The organism is Synechococcus sp. CS-1332 (assembly GCF_025127995.1).
GTDB lineage: Bacteria > Cyanobacteriota > Cyanobacteriia > PCC-6307 > Cyanobiaceae > Cyanobium.
In genome coordinates this window covers 12,939-26,057 of sequence record NZ_JAHLYP010000041.1, presented here as the reverse complement: position 1 = coordinate 26,057, position 13,119 = coordinate 12,939, and the positions used below count along the sequence as shown (strand labels likewise).

Annotated in this window: 12 protein-coding genes; 7 read left to right on the top strand and 5 right to left on the bottom strand. The window is 69.6% G+C overall.

Translation table 11 applies throughout. The annotated features are described in order from the left end of the window. The first annotated feature begins 7 nt into the window (after window positions 1–7). Complete coding sequence (locus tag KQ305_RS09290) at window positions 8–454, top strand: CrcB family protein (RefSeq protein ID WP_259725132.1); 447 nt, start codon at window positions 8–10, stop codon at window positions 452–454. On the opposite strand, the gene KQ305_RS09285 is transcribed toward KQ305_RS09290, so the two are convergent. Further along, complete coding sequence (locus KQ305_RS09285) at window positions 444–2,534, bottom strand: HDIG domain-containing metalloprotein (RefSeq protein WP_259725131.1); 2,091 nt, start codon at window positions 2,532–2,534, stop codon at window positions 444–446. The two genes, KQ305_RS09290 and KQ305_RS09285, sit on opposite strands and share 11 nt — an antisense overlap. Before the next feature lie 80 nt (window positions 2,535–2,614). On the opposite strand from KQ305_RS09285, the gene folD reads away from it, so the two are divergent. Then, window positions 2,615–3,493 carry a bifunctional methylenetetrahydrofolate dehydrogenase/methenyltetrahydrofolate cyclohydrolase FolD gene (gene folD / locus KQ305_RS09280; protein WP_259725130.1) on the top strand — a complete coding sequence of 293 codons (879 nt, stop codon included), beginning with the start codon at window positions 2,615–2,617 and terminating at the stop codon, window positions 3,491–3,493. Here folD and KQ305_RS09275 read toward each other — a convergent pair. Further along, window positions 3,473–6,268, bottom strand: a complete 2,796-nt coding sequence (locus KQ305_RS09275) for an EAL domain-containing protein (RefSeq protein WP_259725129.1) — start codon at window positions 6,266–6,268, stop codon at window positions 3,473–3,475. The two genes, folD and KQ305_RS09275, sit on opposite strands and share 21 nt — an antisense overlap. A 227-nt stretch (window positions 6,269–6,495) precedes the next feature. On the opposite strand from KQ305_RS09275, the gene crtE reads away from it, so the two are divergent. The 4 genes from crtE to KQ305_RS09255 all read left to right on the top strand — a co-directional run bounded on the left by crtE (window position 6,496) and on the right by KQ305_RS09255 (window position 9,794). Next, window positions 6,496–7,398 carry a geranylgeranyl diphosphate synthase CrtE gene (crtE, locus tag KQ305_RS09270; RefSeq protein ID WP_259725128.1) on the top strand — a complete coding sequence of 301 codons (903 nt, stop codon included), beginning with the start codon at window positions 6,496–6,498 and terminating at the stop codon, window positions 7,396–7,398. Next, window positions 7,395–7,940, top strand: coding sequence for a divergent PAP2 family protein (locus tag KQ305_RS09265; protein ID WP_259725127.1), 546 nt, complete (start codon window positions 7,395–7,397; stop codon window positions 7,938–7,940). The genes crtE and KQ305_RS09265 overlap by 4 nt, the downstream gene beginning before the upstream one ends. Beyond that, a complete protein-coding gene (locus KQ305_RS09260) occupies window positions 7,937–9,397 on the top strand; it encodes an ATP-dependent RecD-like DNA helicase (RefSeq protein WP_259725126.1) in 1,461 nt (486 codons plus the stop codon). The genes KQ305_RS09265 and KQ305_RS09260 overlap by 4 nt, the downstream gene beginning before the upstream one ends. Before the next feature lie 103 nt (window positions 9,398–9,500). After that, the gene (locus KQ305_RS09255; protein ID WP_259725125.1) at window positions 9,501–9,794 is read left to right on the top strand and encodes a hypothetical protein; all 294 of its coding nucleotides are present in this window, start codon (window positions 9,501–9,503) and stop codon (window positions 9,792–9,794) included. A gap of 2 nt (window positions 9,795–9,796) precedes the next feature. Here the strand turns inward: KQ305_RS09255 and KQ305_RS09250 are convergent, their stop codons facing one another. Further along, the gene (locus KQ305_RS09250) at window positions 9,797–10,483 is read right to left on the bottom strand and encodes a GAP family protein (protein ID WP_259725124.1); all 687 of its coding nucleotides are present in this window, start codon (window positions 10,481–10,483) and stop codon (window positions 9,797–9,799) included. 109 nt (window positions 10,484–10,592) lie between these two features. Between KQ305_RS09250 and KQ305_RS09245 the strand changes: the two genes are divergently transcribed. Continuing rightward, the gene (locus tag KQ305_RS09245) at window positions 10,593–11,300 is read left to right on the top strand and encodes a Coq4 family protein (protein WP_259725123.1); all 708 of its coding nucleotides are present in this window, start codon (window positions 10,593–10,595) and stop codon (window positions 11,298–11,300) included. A gap of 30 nt (window positions 11,301–11,330) precedes the next feature. On the opposite strand, the gene KQ305_RS09240 is transcribed toward KQ305_RS09245, so the two are convergent. Both KQ305_RS09240 and KQ305_RS09235 read right to left on the bottom strand, forming a co-directional pair. Beyond that, window positions 11,331–11,615, bottom strand: a complete 285-nt coding sequence (locus tag KQ305_RS09240; RefSeq protein ID WP_259725122.1) for an acylphosphatase — start codon at window positions 11,613–11,615, stop codon at window positions 11,331–11,333. Further along, window positions 11,612–13,087 (bottom strand): cobyrinate a,c-diamide synthase, encoded by a 1,476-nt coding sequence (locus tag KQ305_RS09235; protein ID WP_259725121.1) that lies wholly within the window; start codon window positions 13,085–13,087, stop codon window positions 11,612–11,614. Before KQ305_RS09235 ends, KQ305_RS09240 begins: the two co-directional genes overlap by 4 nt. Window positions 13,088–13,119: the final 32 nt, after the last annotated feature.

Genomic DNA, 13,119 nt, shown 5'->3' with positions numbered 1-13,119 from the left:
GCACGCCATGGCACCGTCCCCGACCGAAGGCCCTCCAGCCCTGCGCCGCGAAGTGCGGGACCTGTTGCTGGTGGCCGCCGGGGCGGTGCCCGGTGCCCTGCTGCGCTGGCGCCTGGAGGACCTGGGCAAGGGGCTGGTGGGAGGCCACGCCGGCCTGATCGAGTCCGATCTGGTGGCCAACATGCTCGGCACGTTCCTGATCGGCGTGATCGCGGCCCAACCAGCCCCCCGGCCGCGGCTGATGCTGCTGGGGGGCATCGGCTTCTGCGGATCGCTCACCACCTTCAGCAGCTGGATGCTGCAGATCAGCCTGGCCCTGCGCCGCGGGCGCCCCGATGAAGCCCTGGCGGTGGTGCTGATCAGCTTGTTGGGGGGTCTGGTGGCGGTGAGCGTGGGTCTGGTGCTGGGGCGTTGGCTCGGCCGCTGGCTGGGCCACGGGCGCCTCAGGCGCTGAAGGCCTTGCGGGGGGAGATGGGATAGGGAATGCGCCGGTGGCGCATGCGCCGCCAGACCCGCACGAAGGCCCGGATCACCAACTCCAGCTCCGCGCGCGAAATGCCACTGCCGTCGAGCTGGCCATCGTTCTGCCGGGCTTCGACGAGGCGTCGCACCATCGCCTGGGCCTCGGCCTCCGTGGTGCCCGGCGGCAGGGATCGCAGGGCCGCCTCACAACCATCGGCCATCATCAGGATCGCCGTCTCCCGGCTGCGGGGGGCGGGTCCGCGATAGCGGAACTGCTCTTCCCTGACAGAAGGATCGCGCTCCTTGGCCTGATGCAGGAAGTACCCCATCTTGAGCCGGCCCTGGTGCTCGGGGATGAAATCCGCCAGGGGGCGTGGAAGCCGGTACCGACGGGCCAATTTGAGCCCCTCGTCGACATGGGCCTGGAGGATCGCGGCGCTGGCGAAGGGATCGTCGAGTTCGTCGTGGGGATTGGCGTCGTTCTCCTGGTTCTCGATGAACCAGTGGGGGCCATGCAACTTGCCGACGTCGTGATAGAGGGCCCCCGTGCGGATCAGATCCACATCGGCCTGGATGGCACGGGCCCCCTCCTCAGCCAGGCCACAGATCATCAGGGTGTGCTCGAAGGTGCCCGGCGCCTCCATCGATAACCGCCGCAGCAGGGGGCGTTCCAGATCGGCCAGTTCCATCAGCCGGGCCCGGGTGAGCAGGCCGAAAAAGCTCTCCACCAAGGGCGCCAGCAGCAGGCCCGCCATCAGCAGTCCGGCCATCAGCAGGGCCTCCTGGAGGAGGTCGCTGCCGCTGAACGGTCCCTGGGAAGCCTCCAGGTCGCGGAGGTTGAACACCTGGATCAACAGCCACTGGAGCAGCACGGCGCCGACGGGAAGCAACAGGGCCAGTTGCAGCAGCTGGGCCCGATTGCGCTGACGACCGGCGAGCACGGCCGAGATGGCCGCCACCAGGGCCGCCACCCCCAGCTGGGGCACCAGCAGGCCCTGCACCGGCACCGGCCAGAGCATGGCGGCAACGGCCAGCCAGGCGAGGCCGGCGGCCGTGCCCAGGCCCTGGGACAGGAGCAGGGTGGGGGGGACCAGCAAGGCCAGGGGGCTCACCTGGTTGCCCAGCCAGAGCTTGCATCCCTGCACCAGTACCAACATCGCCAGCGCCAGCAGGGCCTGGCGGGGCTCCAGGCTGGCCCGCCAACGGCGCATCACCAGCAGCATCACGCCGCAGGCGGCAAGGGCCTCACTGAAGCGGACCAGCCAGGCCAGGGGGCGGGGGCGATGGTTGACCAGGTCGAAGTGCTCCAGCACATCAAACGACTGGGGGCTGATCGCCTCCCCCTGACGGGTGATCAGGTCGTTCCTGCTGACCCGGATCGTCGGCAGCCCCTGACGGGTGAGCAGGTCCTCGATCCGGCGCTGGCTGAGGAAGCTGTCGCTGCGCAGATTGGTACGACCCTGCAGGCTGCTGGCCAGCAGACGGCTGCCCAGGCTGCGGGCGGGCGGTGGAAGGTTGTCGAGCTGAAGCACCGCGGCCTGCAGCAGCTGGCCCTCCGAAAGGCTCGCCACGACCCCCTGGCTGAGCATGCGCTGTTGGGCCTGGCGCAGGGACACCTTCCAGGCCACCAGCCGGGGGGGTGTCAGCCCCGTGAGCCAGCGGCGCTCGTCTTCGGTGAGGTTGAGGGAATCGGGGCGGGGCTGGTCATCGGCCACCTTCTCGCGCACCTTCTGCAACCGCTGCTCCAGCCGCTGCACCATGGCCTCGCTGGCCTGGGGATCGACCACCTGGACCTGGCTGCGGGGCAGCATCTGGTTGCGGCGCTGCTCCAGGTCGGTGCTGTCGATCACCGTCGCATCGGCGGGTGCGCGGACGGTGAAGGGGGCCGCCATGCCGGGACGAAGGCTCGGCTCCACCAGCCAGGGCCAGCTGGAGAGCAGGGCCACCAGAAGGCAGAGCAGCAGCACAAGCAGCGCGCCTCCGCTCCGCCAGGCCACCAGGGCCTGGCGGGGACGCTCGAGCCGCAGCAGCTGGCGCCAGAGTCCCCTGATCCGCCGCAGCCCCAATCTCATGTCCCCACGCTAGCCAATACACGAGATCGCTCCATCAGGGAGTTGTCGGTGCATGCTGGGTCAGGCAACGCTTTCTTCTGATGGCCACCCTTCTCGACGGCCGAAGACTGGCAGCGGAGATCGAACGGCGCCTCAGCGCCGTGATCGCCGAAGGCCTGGCGGTGGCAGGTCGGGCTCCCGGACTGGCGGTGCTGCGGGTGGGTGACGATCCGGCCAGCGGCGTCTACGTCGCCAACAAGGAAAAGGCCTGCAGCCGGGTGGGCATCAGCAGCCATGGCGGCCATCTGGCGGCGGACACCCCAGCCGAGGCGGTGCTGGCCCAGATCCGGCGCCTCAATGCCGACCCGACGGTCGACGGCATCCTGCTGCAGCTGCCGCTGCCGCAGGGTCTGGCTGAAGAACCGCTGCTGGCAGCGATCGACCCGGACAAGGATGCCGATGGCCTGCACACCCTCAATCTGGGTCGCCTGCTGAAGGGGGAGCGGGGCCCGCGCAGCTGCACGCCGGCCGGGGTGATGGCCCTGCTGCGCAGCGCCGACGTGCCGATCGCCGGTGCCCAGGCGGTGGTGGTCGGCCGCAGCATCCTGGTGGGCAAGCCGATGGCCCTGATGCTCCAGGCCGCCGATGCCACCGTCACCGTGGCCCATTCCCGCACCCATCACCTGGCCGAGGTGACCCGGCAGGCCGATCTGCTGGTGGCGGCGGCCGGCCGCCCCCATCTGATCGGTGCGGTCCACATCAAGCCAGGGGCGGTGGTGGTGGATGTGGGCATCCACCGGCTGGACGGGAAACTCTGCGGCGATGTGGATTACGAGACGGTGGAGCCCCTGGCGGCGGCGATCACGCCGGTACCAGGTGGGGTGGGGCCGATGACCGTGGCCATGCTGCTGGTGAACACCGTGGTGGCCTGGTGTGATCGCCACGGGCTGGACCATCCCCTAGCTGATCTGCTCCCCTGAGGCCTCTACAGGGAGGGTGAAGGGGACGGGGGTCTTGAGGAACTCCAGGAAGGCCGCCTGGGGCAGGGGCCTGCTCAGCAGGTAACCCTGAACCTCATCGCAGCCCAGGGCGCGGAGCAGGGCCAGCTGCTCGGGGGTTTCCACCCCTTCGGCGATCGTGCGCATGCCCATCGAGCGGGCCAGGTTGATGATCGTCACCACGATGGCGCGATCATCTTCGCTGGTCACCAGCTCGCGGATGAAGGATTGGTCGATCTTGAGCCGATGGGAATGGATCTTCTTCAGATAGCTCAAGGAGGAATAGCCGGTGCCGAAGTCATCGATGGCCAGTCGGATGCCATGGGCATAGAGCTTCTCCATCTGGGCCAGAGCCTTCTCCGGATCCGCGAGCGTCACCGACTCGGTGAGCTCCAACTCCAATCGCTCGGGCGGGAACCCTTCAGCGTGAAGCTCTTCGATCACCATGCTGACAAGATCGCCATGGTCGAACTGCACCGCGGAGATGTTGACGGAGACGGTCAACGGTGTCGATCCAAGCTCCGTCCAGGCGCTGGCGTCCTGGAGGGCGACGCACATCACCCACTGGCTGATCGGCAAGATCAGGCCACACACTTCGGCCAGGGGAATGAATTCGGCCGGCGATACCGGACCCAGATTGGGATGGGTCCAGCGGACCAGGGCTTCGGCCCCGAAGATGCGGTTGCTGCTGAGCTCGAATTGGGGTTGGTATTCCACGCTGAGTTCGCCACGCTGGATGGCCTGGTGCAGGGCGTTGGTGAGCCGCAGGGCGCGGATGCTCCTTTCCTGAACGTTGGGCGTGAAGAACTGGAGGCCGTTGCGGCCGGCGATCTTGACCTGATGGAGTGCCATGTTCGCGTTGCACATCAGCTGCTCCGCTGTGGTGCCATCGTCGGGGAAGATGGCAATGCCCACCGAAGCGGTGAGGTAGAGGGGCTCGGCGCCGAGGCTGAAGGCCATGGCAATCGATTTCCGCAACCGATCCGTTTTCGCCAGGGTGGCCGTGTTGTCCGAATCGGGCAGCACCACCACGAATTCGTCGCCACTGGTGTGGGCCAGGGTGTCGGCGTCCGCCATGTTGGCCTTCAGGCGCTTGGCCATCTCAAGGAGCACCCGGTCGCCGATGGCATGGCCCAGGTTGTCGTTGACGTGCTTGAAGTTGTCGAGATCGAGGACCAGCAGGGCCAGGGGCAGGTTGGAACGCCTGGCCACCTCAAGGCCGTTGCGGATCCGATCCTGCAGCAGGGTGCGGTTGGCCAGGCCCGTGAGGGGGTCAAAAAAGGCCAGCCGCTCGATCTGCTCCTTGGCGAACTTGCGCTCGGTGATGTCACGGGTCACCCCGTGGAGCTCCACCCGGCCGGTGCGTTTGTTGCGCACCATCTTGGAGACCGATTCGGTCCAGACCGTCGAGCCGTCCTTGCTCAGGAGTTCGCTCTCGTCGATCGAGACGATGTCGCTGCTGCGCAATCCGGCGCTGAACTGGGCCAGCTCTTGGCTGATCTGCCCTTTCAGCCGCTCGGCGGCCTGCCCACCGAAGGCCTCACCGAACGGCCTGGCCATCACCTCCTCGGCCGTGTAGCCCTGCAGCCGCCGCACGGAGGGGCTCACATAGAGGTAGCGAAGCGTCTCGGGATCCAATGACCAGATCACTTCGTGGGTGGACTCGGTGATCTCACGGAACTTCTCCTCGCTGTCCTTGACCGCGTCCTCGAGCGCCCCGTGGGCAGCCTCGAGGCTGAGCCGATCGAGGGCGACGTCGATGTCACCGACCATGTCGAGCAGCAACTGCTGGCTCTTGACATCGAATCGATCGATTTCATTGGCATAGATCCCCAGACCACCGATCACGACGCCGTCGCGGTGCAGGGGCAGGAAGGCGGCGGCCCCCCAGCCGTAGGGGAGTGCCTGCTCGTGCCAGGGCACGCACGAGGCCTCCGTCATGAAATCTCTGATCCAGCAGGGGTGGTTCTCCCGCAGGGCGATCGCGAAGGGGCCCTGCCCCTTCGGGTCTTCCGGATCGAGGTTGATCTCCAATCCATCCAGATAGGCGCTGTCGTTGCCGAACCAGGCCACCGGCCTGATGCGGAGGCTGAGCGGTTCGATCATCCCCACCCAGGCCAGTCGCATCTCCCCCGAGGTGACCGCCAGGCGGCAGATCTGCCCCAGCATCTCCTCAGAGTCCCGACCACTGGCCACCACTTTGTTAGCGGCACTCAAGGTGGCGTAGAGCCGATTCAGGCGCAGAATCCCGGCTTCGTGATGTTTGCGCTCGGTGATGTCCCGGCAGAGCATCAGGTAGTGGGGGCCGTCGCCGTTCTTGTGTTCCCGTCGAGCGATCGAGAGCTCGAACCAGTCGACGCCCCCGGGCTTGGCCACCTCGATCTGTTGACAAGGGGGCCTACTGCCGTCAGTCGAAGCTTCCGCCTTCGCCAGTGCTGCCTTCATCATGGTGGCGGCCGCGGGGGAGAGCACATCTTCCAGACGACTCAGTCCATCGGACTGTTGGGGCAGGTGGAACAGCCCCCGTTCGGCACTGTGGATCGCCAGGATCTCGCCGTCAGCAGAGAGCTCGACCAGGGGATCGGGAATCGAGTTGATGGTGGTGTTGAGGTCCATCTGAACCCGCTGCAGCTCCGCGGTCCGCCGGCGCACCACCACCTGCACGCTGGCCATCCAGAGGGCGATCAGGCCCACCACGGCCAGGACGCTGGCCACGAGAACCGAGGCCTCTTGGCCGGGAGGCGAGGTGGCAATCACGGGCGCCGAATGACATCGCCGGCGCTGCCGTCACTCCTGAGGCGTCTCATGAGGAGAACTGGCCGAGGTCAATAAGAAAACCTAGTGAGGCTTTCCGGAGCAATTCCGCTTCTGCCCCGAATCCGCTGCACCAATTCCAAACTGTTGCGCGGATCCAGCAACTGTTGCGAGGATCCGGCCGCTGCCACCATCGGCCTGAGAGAATCCGCCCCAACCCTCAGGACCCCATGACCTCGGCGGTGAGCACGGCATTCGACTTCACCGCCTACCTGGAGGCGGCCCGCTGGCGGGTGGAGGCCGCCCTGGACAGCTCCCTGGGCCCGGAGCGCCCGGAGTCGCTGCGGGAGGCGATGCGCTACTCGCTGCTGGCCGGCGGCAAGCGCCTGCGGCCGATCCTCACCCTGGCGGCCTGTGAGCTGGCCGGTGGTGACGCCGATCTGGCCATGCCCACGGCGGTGGCGATGGAGATGATCCATACGATGTCGCTCATCCATGACGACCTGCCCGCCATGGACAACGACGACCTGCGCCGCGGCCGGCCGACCAACCACAAGGTCTATGGCGAGGCCAAGGCGATCCTGGCCGGCGATGCCCTGCTGACCCGTGCCTTCGAGATGGTGGCCTTGCGCAGCCCCGGGGTGCCGCCCGAGCGGCTGCTGCAGGTGGTCGGCGAGCTGGCCCTGGCCTCCGGTGCCCCAGGCCTGGTGGGCGGCCAGGTGGTGGACCTGGAGTGCGAGGCCCGGCAGGTGGATCTCGACACCCTCGAATACATCCACCTGCACAAGACCGGCGCCCTGCTGCGGGCCTGCGTGATCTCCGGCGCCCTGATCGCCGGGGCCTCAGAGGAGCTGCTGGCGGCCCTGCGCACCTACGCCCGCGGCATCGGCCTGGCCTTCCAGATCATCGACGACATCCTTGACGTCACCGCCAGCAGCGACGTGCTGGGCAAGACGGCCGGCAAGGACCTGGCCGCCGACAAGACCACCTATCCAAAATTGCTGGGCCTGGAGGAATCCCGCCGCCGGGCCGACTCCCTGGTGAGCGAGGCCAAGGCGGTACTGGCCCCCTGGAGCGCCCAGGCCGCACCCCTGCTGGCCCTGGCTGACTACATCACCAGTCGCGACCGATGAGCGAAGCCGTCGGCGCGCTCGATGCCCTGGGTGAACTCCTGGCCAACGGTGTGCTCGCCTGGGGTCTGGCCGCCTGCGGCGTGGCCCAGCTCTCCAAGCTGGTGATCGAACTGGTGGTGCATCGCCGCTGGCGGCCGGCGGTGCTGGTCGAGACCGGAGGCATGCCGTCGAGCCATTCCGCCCTGATGACGGGCACGGCCGCGGGCCTTGGGTGGGAACTGGGCTTTGCCGATCCCCTGTTTGCCCTGGCGGCCGTGCTCTGCTTTGTCGTCCTCTACGACGCCAGCGGCGTCCGGCGCGCCGCCGGGCTGATGGCCCAGCGGGTGAACGGCCTCCCCGATGGCCTCTGGGACACGCAGGCTGAGGAAGGTGGCAGCAGCAGCGAGCCCGTGCTCCGTCCCCTCAAGGAGAACCTGGGCCACACCCGCACCGAGGTGCTGGTTGGCAGCGTGATGGGCCCCCTGGTGGCCCTGCCGGGGCTGGCCCTGCTGGGTTCGCCCTGGCAGATCGCCCAGGGCGCCGGCTGGTTGCCGCTGGGGTGAGCGATCTCTCCGGCCTGAGCGACGACCAGCAGAACGCCGCGACCGCCTTCGCCGCCTGGCTGTCGGCCCCGGCCGACGGCGTGCCGTTCGTGCTGGAGGGCTATGCCGGCACCGGCAAGACGTTCCTGTCGATGCGCTTCCTGGCCCAGGCGGAGCGGGCCGGCCTCTGCTGGACCGTGGTCGCCCCCACCCACAAGGCGGTGGGCGTGCTGCGCCACCACCTCGCCCTGGCGGGCCTGCAACCCACCTGGTATCCCTCCACCATCCACCGGCTGCTGCGGTTGAAGCTGAAGCGGGAGGGAGATCGGGAACGCTGCGAGGAAACGGCGCAGACCGCCCTGGCGCTCGAGAACCTGGGCCTGGTCCTGGTCGACGAGGCCTCCATGGTGGATGGCAGCCTGCTGGAGATCACCCTCCGCTGCGCCCAGGCCTACCGCACCCGTCTGGTGTTCGTGGGGGATCCGGCCCAGTTGCCGCCGGTGGGCGAGGAGCAGAGTCCGGTGTTCGCCCTGGGCCGGGCCCAGCGGGTGGCCCTGACCCACGTGGTTCGCCACCAGGGACCGGTGCTGCGGCTGGCCGGCGGCCTGCGGCAGGGGAACCTCCCTTGCCGCAGGCCGCCCGTGCTGGCGCCGGTGCGCACCGCCACGGGTCGGGTGTCGCTGCTGGAACGCGGCGACTGGCTGGCGGCCGCCCAGGAGGGCCTGCGCCGGAGCGCCGCCGCCGACGATCCCGACCTGGCCCGGATCCTCTGCTACACCAACCGTTCCCTGGAGCGGCTGGTGCCGATCGCCCGCCGCGCCTTGCACGGCGCCATGGCCGACCAGCTGCCCGTGCTCCCCGGCGAAGTGCTGATCACCCGCACGGCCGTGATGGCGCCGGCCTGCCGCGAAGGGGACGCCGCCGCCGAGGAGCCCGACCTGCTCCTTGGCAGCAACCGGGAACTGGTGGTGCGCGACGTGCGACCCGAACGCTGCGATCTGGCCGAGTTCGGCGTGGAGGCCTCCTTAGGCGCCCCCGTGATCGACACCCTCACCGCCACCGTGGAGGCGGGGGAAGCCCAGCTGAACCTGCGGCTGCTGCCGCCCCTGGGCAGCGGTCCCCGGGCCAGCCTGGACGGGGTGATGGAGGGGCTGCGGCAGCAGGCCCGCGAGGCGGGCAAAAAAGATGGCAAACCCTTCTGGCGCCGCTACTTCCTGGTGCGTGACGCCTTCGCCTCCCTGGGGCCGGCGGCCGTGCTCACCGTCCACCGCAGCCAGGGCAGCACCTTCGGCGAGGTCTTCATCGACGAGGACGTCTTCTGGCCCCGGGACCTGCTGCTGCGGCAGCGGCTGGTGTACGTGGCGGTGAGCCGGGCCAGCCAGGCGGTGACGCTGATGGCCGGGGCCGGGGATGACGCCGAGCGGGAGCACTGGGGACGCTGGTTGCGGGAGGCCGACAGCATCACATCGGCCCCATGAGCTGGACCCACCCGAGCACAGCGCCTACCCTCCATCCATAGGTTCCTGTCTGGATCGCACCCTGAATCCTCTCCTCGGCCTGACACCGTCCCCGACGAATCCGGTGGCTCTGCTCGGCACCGCCCCAGCGGTGGGTAAGGACGCGGAACGTCCAGGGGTGGCCAGTGCATCCGGGGGCGGCGGGGAGCTGACCAGCGAGGTGGGAGCCTTGCTCGTCGCTGCGGTCCTGGTGGGGGTGATCGTGCTGGTGCGGCGCTGGCTGAGGCTGCGCTCACGGCCGTCGATGCCGGGACTGCCACGGGAGCGGGTGTTGCGCGTCTCCCGGCACGGCACCCTTCACGATCCCAAGTATCTCGGCCGGATCCTCGACGCTGAGGACCCCCCGGCCGGCCCCTGAGCTCAGCCGGCCCGCAGCCCCTCGATCCCCTGCCAGCCGAGGTAGGCGGCCAGGCCGAAGCAGATGGCCGCCACGATCAGCTCGGCGTTGGCAAACAGCCAGCCCTTGCCCGCCTGCAGCACGGGCAACAGGCGTTCCTGGCCCACCAGCGCCAGCCCCGCCAGGGGCAACAGCAGCAGGATGCCGGTGAAGAGGCTGAACACCCCCGTGGTGAGCACCTCCCGGGGGCGGCTCAACCCAGCCTCCAGCAGGCTGGCGGCGGTCTTGGCGTACAGGAACAGATCATCCGGGCTCGACACCTGCACAGCGGCGCTGAGGCCCAGCAGCAGCGGCAGGGGCAGGGCGCAGAAGCCATCCAGTCGGCGGGTCCAGCCGGGGGGGCCAGCCTCCTCGCGGCTGCCCAGCAGACCCTTGAGGCCCAGGGCCAGCAGCCCCCCCGCCCCCAGCAGGTCGAGGCCGGTGCGCTGATCGGTGCCCTGTTCCATGGTGAGCAGCAGCCCATGGCCCACGCTCAGCAGCAAACCGATCGCCGCCGCGGAGGTGAGCAGCCACCCCAGAACGAACCAGCTCCCCCGGCGCAGCGGACTGGGACCCACCAGGATCAGCAGCAGCAGGCCGATGTGCAACGGGCTGAAGCTGATCGCCAGGCCGAATCCGAACAGTTCACGCCAGAGGCTGGTGGTCGGCATCGTTGGGATCGTCGATGCCCCATTGTCCGGTGCCGTGCTGTCGGTGCCAGGGCGCAGTGGGGGTTTGGGGGCCGCGCCAGAGTGGGGTGTTGGTTGCATCCCCGTCCCGATGGCCCGTCTCCAGGAAGCCCTGCGCTCGCTTCGCACCCTGCGGCTGCTGGGGGACATCGGCCGCAGCGGCGGATCCCTGACCAGCGTGGCCGATCTGGTGGACAACTTCGCCGGCAGCCAGCAGATGGCCCTTTGTCTCGAGCGCTTTCTGGCCCTGCCCGGTGGCCCGGAGCTGCTGGCCCTGGCCCCAGCGCCGCTGCAGCTGGATCTGGACTCCCTGGCGCAACTGCCACGGGGCAGCCTGGGCCACAGCGTCGCCGCGGTGCTGCTGCGGCTCGGCTACGACCCGGACTTCGCCCGGCCCCGGCCGGTGGCAACGCCGGAGCAGTGGCTGATCCAGCGCCTCGCCACCACCCATGACATCCACCACGTGGTGAGCGGCTTCGCCACCGTCGGCGAAGGGGAGAACGGAGTGCTGGCGATCACGGCCGTGCAGATCGGGTTCCCCGCCTTCGTCATCCTCAACACCGCGGCAGCCTTCGGCAGCTTCCGTTTCCAGCCCGAGCGCTACGGCCTGGTGAGCCAGGCGATCGCCCGGGGCACGGCCATGGGACTGGCCAGCGCCCCCTTCTGCGTGCAGCGCTGGGAGGAGGGCTGGGAGCGCCCCCTGGCCGACTGGCGGCGGCAGCTGGGGGTGCTGGATCCCCTGCAGGAGGAGACCTATGCGATGCGGCGGATGCTGGCCGATCTCGACGCGGAGCTTTGAGCGGGGACCGGGTATGGGCTCCCCGCGCATTCAGGCGCGGATCTCAAACCAGTCGGTGCCCGCTACGGCCACCTGGGCGCTGGTGACGCCGCTCACCTGGGAGCCCTGGGGCCCCTTTTCACACCAGAGCCGCAGCTCCACCAGCCGATCGGGAAGCCCTTCGGCCTCCAGTTCCACCGAACCGTCAGGGCGGTTGCGCACCCAGCCGCTGAGTCCGAGGTCGATGGCCTTCTGGCGGCAGCTCACCCGGTACCCCACCCCCTGCACCAGCCCTCGCACGTTCATGCGCCAGCGTTCATGGGGGGTGGCACTCACCCGGAGAGAGGGCTGCACGAAACGGCGTTCCTCGGCAGCGGCACGGCGCTGGCGGCGGCTCTCGCCAGTCTCAAGGGAATCGCCGGGCATCCAGCCCAGTGGAGGTGCAGCCAGCTGGCGTGAACGGTCGGGGTGGTCCATCCTTCGATCCTTGCTGGTGTTCCCCAGCCATCAAGTTGCCACAGGCCCTCCCCCTCTGCCAACGCATCGCCCAGGGCCGGTTGGGGCACGAGCTGCCAGCGGTGGAACTCATGGCCGCAGAGGCCTTCACCGCGGCGCACCAGCAGCCCATCGGCGGCCGGCAGGGCCTGGCGGTAGCCGAGGCTGAGGCCACCCCGGCGGGCGCTGAAGGGGAGCAGGCCAGCCATGGGATGGCGACGACCGTCCCCATCCTCCAGCTCCCGGCCCAGCAGCAGCAAGCCGCCGCATTCGGCCACGATCGGCAGACCGGCGCGGGCGACGGCGGCAAGGGATCCCAGGCTGCGCCGGCTGGCCGCCAGCTGGGCGGCATGCAGTTCCGGGTAGCCCCCGGGCAGCAGCACCGCCCGGCAATCCGGGGGAAGGGCCTCGTCGGCCAGGGGACTCCAGGGCACCGGCCGCAGGCCGCAGGCTGAGAGCAGCTCCTGGGCTTCGGGATAACGGAAGTGGAAGGCGGCGTCGCTGGCGATCGCCACGGGCAGGGGGCCGGGGGCCGCTGCGGAGGTGGCTGTGGAGGGGACGGTGGAGGTGGCCGGCTCCGGCGGGGCCTGCTCCAGGCACCAGCGAATCGGATCCAGCCGATCCGGAGCCGGGGCCGGAGGGGCCAGCAGGGGCCAGAGCCGGCCCAGATCAAGGTGCTCCTCGGCCAGCCGGGCCCAGATCCGCTGGCGCTCGCCCAGGTCGCCCAGCTCCCCCGGGGTGAGCAGGCCCAGGTGGCGGGAGGGCAGTTCCAGGCTGGGATGGCTGGGCAGCACCCCCAGCAGGGGAACCTCAATGGCCTCAAGGGCTTCGGCCAGCAGGAGGAGGTGCCGATCGCTGCCGACCCGGTTGAGCACCACCCCGGCCAGGGCCACCCGGGGCGGGCCGTGGTCGCGGAAACCGCGCACCAGGGCCGCCAGGCTGCCGGCCTGGCGCGACGCCTCCACCACCAGCACCACCGGCAGTCCCAGCAGATCGGCCACGGCGGCGGAACTGCCCTCACTGCCGGAGCCACGGCCATCGAACAGGCCCATGACCCCCTCCACCAGCACGCGCCCGGCCCGGCCACCATGCCAGCGGTAGCAACGCCGCACCCACTCCTCGCCGCAGAGCAGGGGGTCAAGGTTGCGGCAGGGGCGCCCCGCCACCGCCCCCAGCAACTGGGGATCGAGGTAGTCGGGCCCCACCTTGAAGGGCTGGATGGTCTCCCCCCGCGCCCGCGCCACGGCCGCCAGGGTGAGGCTGAGCAGGGTCTTGCCGCTGCCGCTGCAGGGGGCGGCGATCAGGCAACTCATGCGGTGAGTGGCTTAGCCGGGGAAGGGGGGCG